The following is an 18,066-nucleotide window of genomic DNA, read 5'->3' on the forward strand; positions in this document are numbered from 1 at the left end:
GAATCAAAAAATAAGTTCACTAACTTTGTTGAAATTGAAAATGACTTAAACAAACAGATCAGATGAAGAAAACATTATCGAATAACCTGTTGACTATTCAGGTGTCACCACATGGAGCCGAACTCAGCAGCATCGTTGCCAACGCGACCGGTAAAGAATTTTTATGGCAGGCAGATCCGGCTTTCTGGAAACGCCACTCGCCCGTTTTATTCCCTATCGTGGGCAGTGTGTGGAATAACGAATACCGCCATAACGGAAAGACATACAAACTATCGCAACACGGTTTTGCACGGGACCGGGAGTTTGAACTAATAAAGGAAACTGATACGGAATTGCGTTTCCGGCTACAAGAAAACGAAGAGACATTGCAGATATATCCTTTCCCGTTCTGCCTGGAGATCGGTTATAAACTGGCCGGTAACCAGATCGAAGTTTTATGGTACGTAAAAAATACCGGAAACGAAGAACTTCATTTCCAGATCGGGGCACATCCGGCTTTCTATTTTCCGGACTACGACAAAGAAGATCAGAAAAGAGGTTTCTTTGCCTTTGATAAAACACAGGGATTGACATACAAACTGGTCGAGGAGAAAGGATGCATCGGAGAGAAAGAATATCCGCTTGTACTTGACAAAGAAGGATTGTTACCACTGGATACACACACTTTCGACAAAGATGCGTTAGTCATTGAAAACAACCAGATCAACCGGGTCGACTTATTGAAACAGGACGGAAGCACCTCACTCTCCGTATATTTCACGGCACCGGTTGTCGGCCTTTGGTCGCCTCCTGCTAAAAATGCGCCTTTTGTTTGCATCGAACCGTGGTACGGACGCTGTGACCGGGTCAATTATACGGGAGAATATAAGGATAAAGACTGGATGCAACATTTGGAGCCGGGAGAAGTGTTTGAGGCTTCCTATTTTATCGAAATTTATTAATTACTTTTGGCTTGATCCAAAAGTAATCAAAAGATCAAGGCTGCACCTGCCTCGCTACTCCGCATCCTGCGTTCGCTGTCGCCTCCGAAACTCGCTACGCTCAAACAGCGGATGCTCCGGGCGCTCACTCCGGCTGCTGCGCTTAACGCTCGTCAGCTGAGGTCTTTCATAGAACGCAAAGCGTTCTCTTGTGATTGCCGATATTGCTTGTTAAAACAGAAAGCACCTGTTATAATATATAGGTGTCGGTATCGACGATCCTAAGAGGAAGCAGAGCTTCCTTGGAAAGGCCTCAGCGGGTGAGCGTCCGCGAAGGGGAAAGACGAAGCGGTTAAAAAAATCCGTTGTTTGAGCGAAGCGAGTTTCGGATTTTTCAGCGTAGTCTTTCACCGTAGCAGCGAAGCCGGTGCAGCCTTGATCTTTTGGTTACTTTTCTATCAAGAGAAAAGTAACTCTACTTTAAGCCTCTATTCTTCAGCAGCGGTTCCGTATTAGGTTCCTTGCCACGGAAGTTTTTATACATATCCATTGCATCATCGATACCGCCCGGAGTAAGAACATACTGGCGGAATTTCTGAGCTACGTCTTGATTGAAAAGATCACCGCTTTCCTTATAAGCCTGATAAGCATCGGCATCCAATACTTCCGCCCAGATATAACTATAATAACCGGCTGTATATCCGCCACCCATCGTATGATTGAAATAAGTCGTACGATAACGGGAAGGAATCTGTTTCAACAAGCCACGGTCACCCAGGACAGCCTCTTCAAACTTCATCACATCGGCACCTTCATGTACTTCTTTCAATACATGGAAATCCATATCCAGCAAAGAAGCAGCCAGATATTCGGTCGTTGCAAAACCCTGTCCGTATTTACCGCTCTTATCCAGTTTCTCGATCAGTCCGGCAGGAATCACTTCATTTGTTTCGTAATGTCTTGCATATTCTTTCAGCAACTCCGGTTCAAACACCCAATGTTCCATAACCTGTGATGGCAGCTCCACGAAATCGCGGGGAACACCCGATACGCCATAATAATGCACGTCCTTAAACAGGTTATGCAGGCCATGACCGAACTCATGGAATAATGTTTCCGCCTCGTCTGCACTCAGCAAAGCAGGTTGTCCGGGAGTCGGTTGGGAAAAATTACATACAATCGTAACAACCGGACCTAGACGTTTGCCATCTTTGTAAGTTTGCGAACGATATGTTCCACACCAGGCTCCGCCACGTTTGCTGGCACGAGGGAAGAAATCCATATACAGAACCCCCAGATGCGTACCGTCTTTATCCTTACATTCGAAAGCCTGAGCATCCGAATGAGGTAACGGTATATCTTTGATCGGAGTAAATGTTATACCATATAACTTGTTAGCCAAAAGGAAAGCGCCGTCACGCACATTTTCAAGCTTCAGATAAGGACGGACCTGATTCTCGTCCAGATCGAACTTAGCCTTTTTAGCTTTCTCGAAATAATAACGCCAGTCCCAACCTTCCGCTTCAAAATTGCCGCCTTCTTTCTTGATCTCAGTATTGATATCAGCCAGTTCGTCTTTAGCTTTAGCCAGTGCAGGTTTCCATATCTCATCCAAAAGAGCATATACCTGTTCCGGCGTTTTTGCCATACGGTCTTCCAACACAAAAGAAGCGTAGTTGTCATACCCCATCAGTTTGGCTTTTTCCAGACGGAGAGTGATCAATTTAAGTACAACGTCTTTGTTATCGGCATCATTGCCATTGTTCCCTCGGTTGATATAACCTTTGAAAATCTTTTCACGCAACGCACGGTTGTCGGCATATTGCAGGAAAGGCATCACACTCGGATTATGCAACGTGAAAAGCCATTTGCCTTCCAGACCAGCCGAACGGGCAGCTACTTCAGCATTCATGACCAGACTCTCCGGTAATCCGGCAAGGTCGTCCTTATTATCTACAATTAATTGGAAAGCATTCGTTTCTTTCAGCATATTTTGTCCGAAAGTCAACTGAAGCATGGATATTTCGCTATTCAGTTCACGCAAACGGGCCTGTTGTTCTGCATCCAGGTTTGCTCCGCCACGGACAAAACTTTTATAGGTTTCTTCCAGTAATTTCTTCTGTTCTTTATTGAGATTCATCGATTCCTGATTCTCATACACCGTTTTTACACGGGCAAACAAATCCGGATTCATACGAATATCATCACTGTTCTTTGAAAGTAACGGAGATAATTCACGGCTCAATGCCTGCATCTCATCATTTGTATTCGCACTGTTGAGCCCGTAGAAAATTGCACTTACCTTACGCAGCAGATCACCACTCTGGTCGAGTGCGACAATCGTATTTTCAAAATCGGGAGCAGCTTTCTGTTTTACAATCTCTTCTACTTCCTTTTGCTGTAGAGCGATACCTTCTTTAAAAGCAGGCATATAATCATCCAGTTCGATCTTATCGAAAGGAGGAACACCGAACGGAGTTTTGAACTCAGTTAAAAGAGGGTTTTCTGTCATGGTTTCTGTTTTATTTCCTGACGAACCACAGGCTGTCAAGACAGCGGCTAATCCGGCAGCCATAATTGTTTTCTTCATTATGTTTTGTTTAAGTTACTAATTTGCACAAAGATAGAAAAAAGTTGACAGTTGACAAGACAGATGACAGTTGACAGATGACAGTTGACAGATAAACTTTACGCTTATATATTGTCTTCTATCATTTGCCAACTGTCAATAATAAATTCAGCCAGTCAACCTAACCGTAACTGTCAACTGTCAACTGTCACTTGTCAACTGTCAACTGTCTTGTCAACTATTTTAGTCCCCTGTTTTTCAGTAACGGCTCGATGCTCGGCTCCTTTCCCCGGAAATTGGTATACATATCCATAGCGTCATCGATACCACCCGGAGTAAGGACATACTGACGGAATTTAGCAGCAACTTCCTGATTAAAGATATCACCAGTTTCCTTATAAGCTTCAAAAGCATCGGCATCCAATACTTCCGCCCAGATGTAACTGTAATAACCGGCAGTATATCCTCCCTCCATCGTATGGCCGAAATAAGTTCCCCAGTAACGAGGTGCTATCTGAGTCGGCAAACCGCGACCATACATCGCTTTCCCTTCATATTTCTCAATATCCAGGTCGGCCGGAATTTCTTTCATTACATGGTAATCCATATCCAACAAAGAAGAAGCCAGATATTCTACTGTGGCAAAACCTTGTCCGTACTTACCACTCTTCACGATCTTATCTACCAGTTCCTGTGGAATAACTTCGCCTGTCTTATAATGTTTGGCATATACTTTCAATACTTCAGGTTCAAATGCCCAATGCTCATTGACCTGCGAAGGCAGTTCTACGAAATCGCGAGGGACATCGGCAACGCCATAATAATGAACATCGCCAAACAATGCGTGCAGTGCATGACCGAATTCATGGAAAACGGTTTCTGCTTCATCGGTACTCAGCAGGGCAGGTTGTCCGGCTGCCGGTTTACTGAAGTTAAAGACAGTCGTTACCACCGGAGTGATCTTTTTACCGTCTTTATAAGTCTGCGAACGATAACCGCCACACCATGCTCCGCCACTCTTGCCGGGACGGGTATAGAAGTCCATATACAGAACACCCAACGGAGAACCGTCTTTGTCCTTACATTCGAATGCATAAGCATCCGGATCTGGTTTCGGTATATCTGTTATTTCTGTAAAGGTGATACCGTACAGTTTGTTTGCCACATAAAAGGCCCCTTCACGTACATGGTTCAGCTCCAGATACGGACGCACTTCGTTCTCGTCCAGGTCGAACTTTGCCTGACGGGCTTTATCGGCATAATAACGCCAGTCCCAGGCTTCAGCCTTGAAGTTGCCACCTTCTTTCTTTATCTCGGCATTGATGTCGGCCAATTCTTCATTTGCCTTTGCCAACGCCGGTTTCCAAAGCTGATCCAACAGTTGGTATACATTCTTTTCGTTCTTTGCCATGTTCTCTTCCAGGACGTAAGCGGCAAAGTCTTCGTAACCCAACAGTTTGGCCTTTTCGAGACGGGCGGTAACCAGTTTCTTTATTACTTCTTTGTTGTCGTTGGCATTATTGTTATTTCCCCGGCAAACATAGGCATTAAACATCTTTTCGCGCAATGCCCGGTTATCTGCATATTGGAGGAAAGGCATTACACTCGGGTTGTGAAGCGTGAAAACCCACTTGCCTTCCATCGAGTCGGCAGCGGCTGTCTCGGCAGCAGCGGCGATCAGGGTTTCAGGCAGGCCTGAGAGGTCTTCTTTATTATCGATAACCAACTTGAAAGCATTTGTTTCTTTCAGGGTGTTCTGTCCGAAGGTCAGTTCCAGTACTGAGATCTGCTCGTTCAGTTCACGCAGTTTAGCCTGCTTGTCGGCATCGAGGTTGGCACCGCTGCGAACAAAACCTTTATAGGTTTCTTCCAGCAGCCTCTTTTGTTCCTTATCCAGGTTAAGCGAAGCCTGATTGTCGTAAACAGCTTTCACACGGGCAAAAAGGGCCGGGTTCAAACTGATATCATCTGAATGGGCAGAGAGAATAGGATACAATTCTTGCTCGAGTTCCTGTATCTCGTCGGTTGTGTTCACACTCGACTGCCCACTGAAAGCATACATAACTTTATTCAGTAACTCGCCTGCCTGGTCGAGGGCAACGATCGTATTCTCAAAGGTTGGCTCTTCCGAATTATTCACCAGGACATCGATCTCTTTCTTATGCTCCGCCATTCCCTTCTCGAAAGCCGGTTTATAATGTGCTACTTCTATTTTATCGAAAGGAGGAACACCGAACGGAGTTGTATATTCCGAGAAAAAAGGATTGGGTGCAGCATCTGCTACATCGCTTTTCTTTGAGGAGTTACAAGCTCCCAAAACTACTACCAGACTGGCAGCCATAAGCGTTTTATTCATAACCATGATATTGTAAGAATTAATTTATGTCTACATTAATTATACGATAGGATGCACAAAGATAGGGAAGTTTTATCTTTCTTTGTTCTTTTAACATTATAAATAGAATAACCATGAATAGAATATGTGAATTGTTTGGCATCAAATATCCTATTATACAAGGAGGAATGGTTTGGTGCAGCGGATGGCGGCTTGCTTCGGCTGTAAGTAACGCCGGAGGACTGGGATTATTGGGAGCCGGCTCTATGCATCCCGAAGTATTACGCGAACATATCCGGAAATGCAAAGCGGCAACCGACAAGCCTTTCGGTGTTAATGTTCCGTTGTTGTATCCGGAAATAGATACACTGATGCAACTGATCGTGGAAGAAGGAGTAAAAATAGTCTTTACGTCTGCCGGAAGTCCGAAGAAATGGACATCTTTTCTGAAAGGGCATGGTATCACCGTCGTGCATGTGGTAAGTAGTTCCGTATTTGCCGTTAAATGCGAAGAGGCCGGTGTCGATGCTGTCGTTGCCGAAGGTTTTGAAGCCGGAGGTCATAACGGACGTGAAGAGACGACAACACTCTGCCTGATCCCTGCCGTACGCCGTGCTACCTCGCTCCCACTGATGGCCGCCGGAGGAATAGGAACCGGTGAGGCAATGCTCGCCACTTTCGCCCTCGGTGCGGAAGGCGTACAGATCGGAACGCGTTTTGCCCTGACAACCGAAAGTTCCGCTCACGAGAAATTCAAACAACTCTGCTTCAGCCTCAACGAAGGCGATACAAAGTTACTCCTCAAGAAACTGGCTCCCACCCGGCTCGCAAAAGGTGATTTCAAAACAGCAGTGGAAGAAGCCGAAGCACAGGGTGCATCAGCAGAAGATATGCGTGCTTTACTAGGCAAAGGAAGAGCCAAAAAAGGTATGTTCGAAGGTAATCTGGAAGAAGGAGAGCTGGAAATCGGACAAGTTACCGCCTTATTCAAAAAAGAACAGACTGTTAGTGAAGTGATGGCAGAACTTGTTGCCGATTATCGTAAAGCACTTGCCGGATTGAACAACGAAGCAAATCTTTTCTAACCGGGCATCCGGTGTCCTGATAATTTCCTCATTAGGAAACTGGAGTTTCTTGCCTGGGAAACGCCAGTTCCCTGCCGAGGAAATCACAGTTCCCCGCGCAGGAAACTACAGTTTCCTTATTAAAAAAATTTAGGAAACTGCAAGCCCCTGACTGATAACCTGTTTAGGCAAAACCGAAGAGATCACTTTATTTTCCCTTGAAAGTCTGTATTTTCGACCAGCCATTGCAGGTTAAACCGATAATGATTCCGGCTACTCAACAGATGGATAATCTGATTCGGTGTCTGTGTCGCTGCCAGATAACCGCGAGGTTCGGCATGCGTCTGATCCATATCGAAGAAACCTGTCCAGGCGCCTCCATCCATGAAACGACTTTTACCGTCTGTCAGTAACTTTTTTACGGGCCATGTTTTTCCTTCGTCAAAAGAAAGGGCTGCATACATTCCATACCCTGTATATTCTCGTCCGTTTTTATCTTTAAAGGTCATTCCGTTCAATCCGTTCTTCAGGCGGAAAGGATGGTTCGTAAAAGAGACCAGTAAAAGAGGGCCTTCCTTCAATCGCATCAATACCAGACGCTGACCGCCGTCGATCGGAGGAAACTCCGAAGCACTATAAGTCCAGGTACGACCATTATCTTCCGACAGGCTCATGGGCATACGTTCCAGACCGTCTTTATCGACAATGCCGTCACCACGCCCCAAAGCCATAAGACGACCGTCTGACAGTTGTACTACACCGGCATGAATTCCGGCAATGGTTCCACCCGAAGCACCGGCTTCGAAAGTTCCGGGATTGGTCTTTCCCATATCTTCCCAGGTCAGACCGTTATCTTTACTGAGATGCAAGGCAGTACCTCCATTACTCCGGGGTGTTGCATCAGCGGCTTGTATCAGCCAACCCTCTTTCGTTTTAGAGGAGCCTGCTATTACCTGATGGCGACGGGCATGTTCCGGGGCAACAAGATGGGGGCGACTCCAGGTGGCTCCGTTATCTTTACTGGTACGCATCACCATAGCCAGTGTTTCCCAGGTCCCGGCAGCCTCCACTCCATTCATATGAATCAGTGTCCCATCATTATTCAGGAGAGACGAGCCTGTCACATTCCGGTCGGGGACTCTAAAGAATTCACGCGGTTCGCTCCATTCAGCAGTACCTTGTTTCAGACGGCTTTCCAAAATAACCATTTCCCTACCCGATTCCTCGTCACAAGTGAACCAGATTGCCAATAAATCGCCGTTATCACACCAACTGACAGCCGGACAATGGTTATGCTTATAAAACGGGACACCCGAAGAACAGTCCGGAGTTTTTACATAAACGAGAGGCTCAGCAAAGAACGGGGTTTTCAACGGAGTTCCCCAATTATATTTTTGTTGGGAAATATTTTCCTGCGAAGCGGGTTCGATAGCAGGTAAAGGCCGGGTTTGCGGCATATCAGCCTGGACAACCCGGAATCCGGTCAACCAATGTTTATCTTCCGGAATCATTGCCAGACGGTTGGCGGAGCGCAGAAATCGTTCCGGCGTACTATGGCTTCCACCACGCGTTACTTTATATAATCCGTCAGCACGCCCCACAGGGTCTGTCTGCGGAAAAGCCTCGTAAGGTCCGTACCAGTCGCAGCACCATTCCTCTACATTTCCGTGCATATCGTACAGGCCAAAAGGATTGGCCGGTGTTTTACCGACCTTTAGACTGATAGTCGAATCAGTTCCCCATACATTCTGCTGATTTTTATGATAAACAGCATGTAGTCCGTCATCCATCCAGAAGTTCCAGTAGGAACCGGCACGACAGGCATATTCCCATTCGGCTTCAGTCGGCAGGCGATATGTTTTTCCTTCCTTTTCCGAAAGCCATTTACAGAAGGCTTCCGCTTCCCGGTAATTGACGAAGATCACGGCTTCGTCGTCTTCTTTTGAAAGACCGTATTTTCCCCGTAATTCTTTATGGGAAGGATCGAATTGTTCGTACTGGGCGTTTGTCACTTCAGTTGTTCCCATCAGGAAAGGTTTTGTGATCGTTACCGGATGGATCGGGGCTTCATCGTAGTCCTCTCCCTGTCCGTGGCTTCCCATATGGAAAGACCCTGCCGGAATCCGGGCAAATTGCATTCCCAGACTATTCGTTTCCTGTGCGTTAATAGTAAAGGCACCTAATGCTATCAGGCAGTAACATAAGATTGTAGCGTTTCTCATCATTATTCATTTTTCCATATTCCGGAATAAAGATAAATATATTATCGGAAATACAATCCGGGATATTTATCAAAAAAATTCCTGATAATCTTTGACTACCAGGAATCTCCTTTCTATATATTCTGTTTAATCGTACCGGATTTACATTAACCCTGTGTCTCCAGATAAACGACATGAGTCTGAAGATATTCTTCCAAACCATGCTTACCGTCAGCACCACCAATACCCGATTTACGCCAACCGGCATGGAATCCCTGCATTGCCTCAAAGTTCTCACGATTGATATAAGTTTCACCGAACTTCAAGGAACGCATCAGTTTAAAGGCCATATCCAGATTCTGTGTATAGACCGAAGAGGTCAGTCCGTACTCACAGTCATTCGCCCAGGCAATAGCATCTTCCACTTCTGTAAATTCTACAATCGGGAGAACGGGACCGAATGTTTCTTCCTGGATAATATCCATCTTCTGTGTACAATTAGTCAAAAGTGTCGGTTCAAAGAAATATCCCTGGGTTCCGATACGTTTGCCGCCATAAGCCAGGGTTGCACCTTGCTTAACAGCTTTCTCTACTTTTTCTTCCACTGATTTCAAGGCACCGGCATCGATCAGCGGTCCCATATCCAGGTCTGTGATCTCACTGGGGTTACCCACTTTCACCTTGCCAAAGCCATCCAGTAACTTTTCAATAAAGGCATCTTTAATACTGGAATGTACATAAACACGTTCACAACAGTTACATACCTGTCCGGTATTGATAACACGGGAAGCTATGATCGACTTCACGGTCAGATCCAGATCCGCATCCGGCATAACGATAGCCGGAGCCTTTCCTCCCAATTCCAACGACACTTTTGTCACATTGGCCGAAGCAGCTTCCATGGTCTGTACACCTGCTGATACACTTCCTGTCAGGCTGACCATACCGACTTTCGGATTAGCAGCCATCTCGTGCCCGACAACCGATCCGCGACCGTTTACGATATTGAATACACCTTTAGGCACTCCCACTTCATCCACGATCTGGGCAAAGACATAAGCATTCTCCGGAGTCAACTGACTTGGTTTCAACACAATCGTATTTCCCGTCAACATAGCCGGAGCAGCCTTACGGGCAACCAGGAAGAACGGGAAGTTCCACGGTAATATACCTGTTGTCACTCCGATAGGTTTCTTAAAGACAAAGATAGTTTCATGAGGACGGTCACTGGGAATGATTTCTCCTTCATAACGGCGTGCCCAACCGGCCATATAATCGATATAATCAGCAGTAAAGTTAACTTCGACATTAGCTAATCCCTGGGTCTTACCACCTTCACGTACAATAATGTCTGTCAGTTCTTTTTCCCTGTTACGAATTCCCTGTGCTATTTTAGTAAGATACTGTGCGCGTTCTATGGAAGTCAGGCGCTCCCATGCACCTTGTGCTTTCTCTGCGGCATCGATGGCTGTACGGACATCTTCTACTGTCCCGTCAGGCATACGGGAGATAACTTCTTCTGTAGAAGGATTCAACACATTGATCCACTTTCCGGATCGATTCTCGATGAACTGCCCATCGATGTACATTTTTAAATCTTTCATGGTCTCTTTTAATTGATAATTAATACTATTGGTTTCCCTTTGTCAAGGAATCAAATATTTGTTATACATGGTATTTTAAGAAAATCAGCTATACATTCCCTGAGTAAAAAAGAACCTTGTAAAAATAAAAAATTATTTGTACAATAAAAAACTATTAGTCGGCTTTATCATCTTTTATCATGAAACTAATTTCGTGCAAATGAATGTAAACTTTTTTTGAAGAACCGACAGCTCTCTCCTATCCAATTCTCCATATGATCATATGCCGCCAAATGTCCCGACAGAGGATAACAAATCCATCGTTTGGGAGAACGAATTTGATTATAGGCTGCAAAATTTGTATGAGGCGGCGTTATATCATCCTGTAATCCGAACCCCATCAACACAGGACAGGTGATACGTTCCGTCAAGTTCTTCAAATCGAAATAACTCATTACCGACAAGACCTCATCCTGTGTGAGATTTTGTTTTCCGGCTTCTGCATAAACTAAGCTGGCAGGCCACGGAACTATCCGGAAATAATCCGGATAATCTGCTAAAAACGGAACTATGGGGGCAGCCGCAGTCACACGTTTATCGAGCGATGCTGCAACCAAGCATAATCCTCCCCCCTGGGAAATGCCTGTCACAAAAAGATTCTTTCCATCATATTCAGATTGTTCAAAAACAAAGTCTATACTCCGAACCGTATCCATAAATGCTCCCCGATAATAATAGCGTAACGGAGAATCAAGGCCGTAAGTCATCCATTCCCCAAACCGATTATACGGCAGGTTGAGCCCTTGTCCGCGAGGAGGAATGACCAGTACACACCATCCGGGATAATCATTTTCACCAGGAATCCAGGTGGTCGCTCCATAACCCTGATAAACAACTACAGCCGGATGTTTGCCTTTATCTGTAGGAGCTGCCCAATACCCCCGTATTGTCTCACCTTCCAAAGATTTCATTTCCACTTCATAAACCTGACGTTCTAACGTCGAGGCTTCTTTCAGAAGCGACATTTTATATTCGGGTTTCACACTTTCCAACTCAGCCAAGGTCTGTTGCCAGAACTGATCGAATCCTTCCGGTTTATCCGGATCCGACAGGATCATCTCCGGTTCATACCCAAATGAAAATTGTCGAAGAGTATCCTTTTCCGCAAGAATCGTCACATGATAAAAGCCGGGAATAAGGTCTTTCAATTCAAATGATATATGGCTGCGAAAACCAAGACTGTCTAAAACCGGAGAATCGGTTGCAAATGTATATTTTTCTGTTTGTGAAGAAATAATTTCACCAAAATCTGTCGTTACATTTATAAGGAGAGAGCCATCAATACATTCAGGAGATGTCAGTGTCAGGGAAAAATGAGGAAGGTGCTTTTGATCAAATATCCAATTTCTGTCCACCGCAATATCCAACTGTAAAGGTGAGGGAACTGTCTGAGCGAGAACAACCGATACCGGAGAAAACAGGTAACCGATAAAAAGCAGAAAAGAAAAAAAGATATCTCGTTTCATTCGACAAATGATAAATAGTATTTATGATCAATAAATATCTATGAAAACAAGTTTCGTATCGAGAAGAGATAGGAGAGCAGAATTTATATATTCTGCCCTCCCACTGCGGAACCATTTCATTGAAACTTTATTACTTCTCTCTTAAAAGAATAACAGAATTAGTCGGCAACGTATAGAAGAACTCATTTCCTCCTTTCATAGCCCGTTTTTCCGGTGAGATTTGCTTATCACCTTTCGGCAAAGCATTCTGAGCATATTTATAAACTTCATATGTCCCTTTCGCACCGACATGCTTATTACTGATTTTTATCTTTTTCTCCTGAGCTGTACCATTCGCAAATATATACACCCATTTCCCATCTTTATTTTTTATTGCAGTACCCGCATAAAATTCATCTGGGGTCGATATCGGATAAACTTCTGCTCCGGGACGAATAAAACGAGTCAGCAGGGAATAGGCAAAATATTGAGGACGAACTTCATAGTCTACCGTCATATTCTCATAACAGGTATCCTGCGCATAAGCATTCTTTACATATTTCCATAATCCTAATTGCTGCATCCCCTCGTAGCTGTCATTTTTACCATAATATTGATCTATCAAACTCCAATAACTGACACCACTTGCACCGGCATTCAATAAATTAATTGCTATACGTACCATTAACACGCCACGTTCATATAAATTAATATCCTTCTGCCTGGCAGCTCCGACACATTGATTTCCTCCGAATTCTCCGACAAAATGAGGTTTTCCTGCCGACTTGGATAATTCATAATTCTGTCTTTCCCAATCCAGAATAGTTGAATTTGGTGTTTCATACCCGAAAATATAAGTATGGGAGTTAAAAACATCCGCCACATCCGCCAACTCACGGGTACAGGCTGCCAGGTATTTATGCGTACCTATGCCTCCGTCGGAATTATCCGACAAGCTGAAATCGACCAGTTCACGTATTCCATCCTTTTTAAAACGCCGGTCCAAAGCCTTACACATTTCAATGTATTTTGCAGTAGAAGCCCTCTTTCCATTAACCAGGAACGACCAATCCGGTTCATTGACCGGAGTAATCTCTTTTATACAGGTATATTTCTTTTCTTTTATCAAATATTGGATTAGTGCCGAAAAGTTTTCACTCCACTCCTCGTTGCTTTCAGGGGCAACAACCCAATTCCCACTATTGCGGCCTGCCAGGAAATGTTTGTCGGGAGCACCCCATAATGTCAATGTCACTTCCATTTGTTGCTGCTGTGCCAAATCCAGTTCACGGTATAGTGATTGCATCTCCGGGGAGTTGAATGTAAACTTATCCCAATTTATTAAACCGGGGTCGTCATTATCATTCTCCGGTTCATACCACTGCGGCAATACCATTACACGGAGACGATGAATGTCCATATCCTTGATTCGCTTTTCTATGATATTCTTCCAATCCTTTTCTTTAGCTCCATCATTCCGGGTTACATTCTGAGAAAGGAAGTGAGGATCAAATTCTGCACCTATAGCCTGTAATACCGCATCTGTCTTCTCCCCGACAACCAGATCATGTACTGGTTCGGACAGATCACTTTGATATCTGATTATCATGCTGCTTCTAGGTTCGTTCAATGTCAGTGTCAAACCTTCGGAAAGCTCTTTTCCGGTTTTTCTTATCGAATCGCCGGTATCTTTATTGATGAGTAAATAAGTTTTATCCGGGTTCACTCCGGATAATTCAACCCTGCAATCTTTATCCGGACATTCTTTACGGCGAAAAGCAACGATATAACCACTGTCATCCGATTTGCGGTACAACTGATAAGCTAGCCATGTATTTTCAGCGGTTGTATTATCTATACCACTCAAAGGATAGTAGTCTTCCAAAAAGTAAGGACGCAATTCTTCAAACTCAGCTTGTCTGTCTCTCATATCATAAATAGAGACGCCTGCTTCCGTTATCTTCCAGTTGAACGTTACAGCAGAACTTAAACTGGAACGGCAGGTATATTTATCTACTCCCCATGCGCCGGTCCCATGCAACGGCAGATAGAAATTCAATCCGTATGTATGGCACTGATAACCATCCGGTTCTCCATAACTGTAGTCCGTCCTCCATAAAGGGGCACTTCGGGTAGTCGTTTCCAGATCCAGACGACGGCCGCCACTGGCACAATTATCGATCAGTAAATTCGGAAAACGTTCCAGCAGATAATCCCAGAAAGCATATAAACCTTCAATATATTTGATCTCGCATATACCCTGCCGTCCCGGTTCATCATTTGCTTCCCAGAAACCTGCCGGTTCGATATTAAAATCCTGCCGGTAATAATCGATGTTATTCTCTTCTATAAAATCGCCGATATATTCACTCATCCACCGGCAAGCCTTCGGATTTCCCAAATTGACGAGGCAAGCATCCGCACCAGGTCTTTCCAACATATATTCGGGATGTTCGATTGCCCAGGCAGAACCATAATAAACCCTTTCCGGCTCAAACCAAACCATAAACTTAGAGCCTACCTTATGTATCTCGTCAGCAATGGGCTTCAACCCTTCCGGAAAACGAACGGAATCGACCGTCCAGTTACCAACCGTATTTGCCCAATTCTTATTATTGGCAACATCTGCCGACTGATCATACCAACCGGCGTCGAGCCAGAAAACTTCCGGCAGGAGTTTAAATTGTTTGTACCTTTTGACCAATGCGATGGCATAATCGGCAGTCAAACAGGTATATTCATTACACGGGGGCGGATCACCATAATTAAATCCTTTACAAAACGGGTATTGAGCTGGTTTCCCATCTACTTTACGGGTATGATGCGCTAATATGAAACGACGGAATTGGTTATGTCCGATCATACGGTTATTCCCTTGCCAGAATAATAGACAGACACTCGATGTACGAATAGTTTCTTTGGGATAAAGATATGCCTTCAAACGTTCTATTCCTGATTTAAGCTGAATACTTTGTGCATCTGTGCAACGCACATTGGAAAACCAGGTCCCCGTCCATCCTATTGCAACCATCACCCCCTGACCGGATGGCGATTCTATATTAAAGAAAGGAAAAGCCGTATGGGAAGAACGCCCGCCATCAGGGCGCATATACAGGTTCTCGCCCGAAGTCAATTCTTTCAGACGAGGAGCGAAATCTGCTTTGGACGGAAAACTTCCATTCGCATAATGCAAACGAAAGTTGCCTGGCCGGTCATAGCAGAAAACGATATCGGAAACACAGACATTCGCTATCTCTGGGGTATTTCCGGATCCGGTATTAGTAAAACGAAGTACCCATTCCACAGCTTGTGAGTCTGTAAAACCTTTTACATCACAATCAACCTTGAGCCCCCCTACAGGGTCCTGATATGTATAGCAATATCTGACTTCATGCTGATCGTCGCTTTTCAGAGGTTTAGCCGAATATGCCCAATCTTTGATAAATTCTTTGGATGGCTTTCCTCCGTATTCGAATGAAAAAGGAGGAACAGTTCCTTGTGCAAAATGCGAGGATATCCAATGTTCCACATCGGTCGGCCGACTATCCATCGACGCAATTGTTTGCCCTATACATATATATGGATATATAATCAGGGCAACCACAAAATAAAATAATTTTTTTCTCATTTCTTTATAGTATTAACAGGTTCATATTTCAATAAAAGGGAAGAGCGAGGGTTCTCCAGCTCAAGCATCAATCCGTCAGTTAATTCCTTTCCTGACATATTGAGTACTTTACCGGTATCCATATTTGTAATTTTATATTCCTTTTTGGGAGTTACTCCCCGGAGGTTCACATTGATTCTATTCTCTCCGCACTCAGGACGCCTGAAAGCAACAATGATTCCACTGCCATCCGACGGACAGTGTAACTGATAAGCTATCCAAATATTCAGAGGGGTAATATCTCCCGTTCCTGTCAATGGATAATAATCTTCATAATAATAAGGCCGGATTTCATGGAACTCTTTCAAGCATTGTTGCATTTCCGGTATGGATGCCTGGGTATTTGTTACTTTCCAATTATAGATAAGGGCGGAACTCATGCTGGAACGGAAAGAATACTTATCCGTATTAAGGCTTCCCGTACCATGTATAGGTAAGAAAAATTCAAGTCCGTACGTCTGGTTCTGCAGTCCGTCCGTATCATAATAATGATAATAATCACTCCTCCATAAAGGTGCGCTTCTGCCCGTAGTCTCCCAATCGATTCTCCGTCCACCGCTAGCACAATTGTCGATCAGAAGATTTGGGAAACGTTCCAACAAATAATCCCAGAAACGATACAGACCTTCTACATACCGGATCTCTTTCATACCGATACGTCCGGGTTCATCGTTTGCTTCCCAATAATCAGCCGGTTCTATATTGCAATCTTGCCGGTAATAATCTATGCCATTCTTTTCAAGCATATCACCGATATACTTCGATAACCATTCACAAGCCTCCGGATTTCCTAAATCAAATAAAAGCCAGGTATTATCTTCCCGGTTCGGATCTCCCTGCATCGTTTTTTCAAGCATCCATTCAGGGTATTCCACGGCCCATTGGGTTCCTCTTACAACCCGTTCAGGTTCAAACCAAACCATAAATTTAGTCCCGACCTGATGTATCATATCTGCTACAGGTCGTAAACCTTTCGGAAAACGCAGGGTATCGATAGTCCAGTTTCCTGTCGTATTAGCCCACGATTTTCCATGTTCAAAATCAGACGCATCCGTATGCCAGCCCGCATCCAACCAAAACACTTCCGGTTTCAGTCCAAACTGGATATATCTCTTAACCATAGCTATCGCGTAATCACTCGTAATGCAGGAATATTCCCCGCAAGGAGAAGGATCCCGGTAATTAAATCCGCTGGATAGTGGATATTCAGCCAATTTTCCATTGATCTTCCGGCTGTTATGTGCCAAAATAAAACGTCTGAACTGATTATGTCCATCCATCCGGTCTTTACTTTTCCAAAACATGAGACTGACACTCGGAGTACGGATACTTTCATCCGGATATAAATATAAATTCATTCTCTTCATACCGGCGGCCATAGCCACTGTATTCTTATCCTTCGCAGAAATATTTGCCTGCCAGGTTCCGGTCCATCCGACACTCATAACCACTCCCTGACTTGCCGGTGACTCTATATTAAAAAACGGCAAATAATCTCCCTGGGAAGAACGTCCTCCTTCCGGACTCATTCGTTTCATTTCGCCTGTAACCAATTCTATGGAGCGGGGATGGAAATCGTATTTGGAAATATGACTGCCATCTGAATAGTGAAGGTGAAAAGCCCCTTCCGCAGGATATTGTATGGATAAATCACATACATTTACATCTGTTATCTCCCGTGAATTTTCCGGACTTTTATTCGTGAAGTTCAGAACCCATTCCACGCCATGATAATCCGAATATCCTTTCACATTACATATGACTGATAATCCATTAGTCGGATTTATATATGTGAATATGTATTCGACTACATCCGGTTCGTCTACAGTCAGTTTCTCTGCCGAATACTTCCATTGTTCAATAAAGCTCTCTGACGGCTGTCCATCATAAACGAAAGAAAAAGGAGGTATTTTCCCTTCGGCAAAGTGCTCTTCGATCCATTGCTCTATACCGGGTAAGTGCTTCGACATTCTGACAGTAGTTTGCCCCACTACACTAAAACAACCTGTATATATCAGTAATAATGACAGCAATATTTTCCAACTATATGCTATACCTTTTAACTTGAATTGCCTGTTCTCCATTTTATTATAATTAAGTTACTATTCTGCAGAGTCAAAACACCTGTATTATTTCTATTCCTTATCTTTATCAGATGCTCTGTTGTACTATTTGTCCAATTATTTCATCCCTATGAAACAGTTGTTTCTCTAAGGTGAAAC

Annotated in this window: 9 protein-coding genes; 2 read left to right on the forward strand and 7 right to left on the reverse strand. The window is 44.2% G+C overall.

Annotation, left to right across the window (positions count from 1 at the left end; genetic code table 11):
- Positions 1–62 precede the first annotated feature (62 nt).
- On the forward strand, positions 63–941 hold the full coding sequence (locus DWX23_RS03540; RefSeq protein WP_122351495.1) for an aldose 1-epimerase family protein: 879 nt from the start codon (positions 63–65) through the stop codon (positions 939–941).
- A 454-nt stretch (positions 942–1,395) separates the two neighbouring features.
- Here the strand turns inward: DWX23_RS03540 and DWX23_RS03545 are convergent, their stop codons facing one another.
- Together DWX23_RS03545 and DWX23_RS03550 are read right to left on the reverse strand one after the other, a co-directional pair.
- Positions 1,396–3,510: a M3 family metallopeptidase gene (locus DWX23_RS03545; RefSeq protein WP_122373416.1), complete on the reverse strand. Its 2,115-nt coding sequence runs from the start codon at positions 3,508–3,510 to the stop codon at positions 1,396–1,398.
- 217 nt (positions 3,511–3,727) lie between these two features.
- Positions 3,728–5,845, reverse strand: a complete 2,118-nt coding sequence (locus tag DWX23_RS03550; RefSeq protein WP_122373500.1) for a M3 family metallopeptidase — start codon at positions 5,843–5,845, stop codon at positions 3,728–3,730.
- Positions 5,846–5,958: 113 nt separating this feature from the next.
- Here DWX23_RS03550 and DWX23_RS03555 point away from each other — a divergent pair, with 113 nt between their 5' ends.
- Complete coding sequence (locus DWX23_RS03555; protein WP_122373417.1) at positions 5,959–6,909, forward strand: nitronate monooxygenase family protein; 951 nt, start codon at positions 5,959–5,961, stop codon at positions 6,907–6,909.
- Between the two features lie 182 nt (positions 6,910–7,091).
- On the opposite strand, the gene DWX23_RS03560 is transcribed toward DWX23_RS03555, so the two are convergent.
- The 5 genes from DWX23_RS03560 to DWX23_RS03580 all read right to left on the reverse strand — a co-directional run bounded on the left by DWX23_RS03560 (position 7,092) and on the right by DWX23_RS03580 (position 17,928).
- Positions 7,092–9,110: an SUMF1/EgtB/PvdO family nonheme iron enzyme gene (locus DWX23_RS03560; RefSeq protein WP_122373418.1), complete on the reverse strand. Its 2,019-nt coding sequence runs from the start codon at positions 9,108–9,110 to the stop codon at positions 7,092–7,094.
- Between the two features lie 146 nt (positions 9,111–9,256).
- Positions 9,257–10,693: an aldehyde dehydrogenase gene (aldA, locus tag DWX23_RS03565; protein ID WP_122373419.1), complete on the reverse strand. Its 1,437-nt coding sequence runs from the start codon at positions 10,691–10,693 to the stop codon at positions 9,257–9,259.
- 185 nt (positions 10,694–10,878) lie between these two features.
- Positions 10,879–12,198 carry an acetylxylan esterase gene (locus DWX23_RS03570; protein ID WP_122373420.1) on the reverse strand — a complete coding sequence of 440 codons (1,320 nt, stop codon included), beginning with the start codon at positions 12,196–12,198 and terminating at the stop codon, positions 10,879–10,881.
- Positions 12,199–12,328: 130 nt separating this feature from the next.
- Positions 12,329–15,805: an alpha-galactosidase gene (locus tag DWX23_RS03575; protein ID WP_122373421.1), complete on the reverse strand. Its 3,477-nt coding sequence runs from the start codon at positions 15,803–15,805 to the stop codon at positions 12,329–12,331.
- Positions 15,802–17,928 carry a glycoside hydrolase family 36 protein gene (locus tag DWX23_RS03580; RefSeq protein ID WP_122373422.1) on the reverse strand — a complete coding sequence of 709 codons (2,127 nt, stop codon included), beginning with the start codon at positions 17,926–17,928 and terminating at the stop codon, positions 15,802–15,804. Before DWX23_RS03580 ends, DWX23_RS03575 begins: the two co-directional genes overlap by 4 nt.
- Positions 17,929–18,066 lie beyond the last annotated feature (138 nt).

It is taken from the genome of Parabacteroides sp. AF18-52, from assembly GCF_003479145.1.
Taxonomy (GTDB): Bacteria; Bacteroidota; Bacteroidia; order Bacteroidales; family Tannerellaceae; genus Parabacteroides; species Parabacteroides faecis.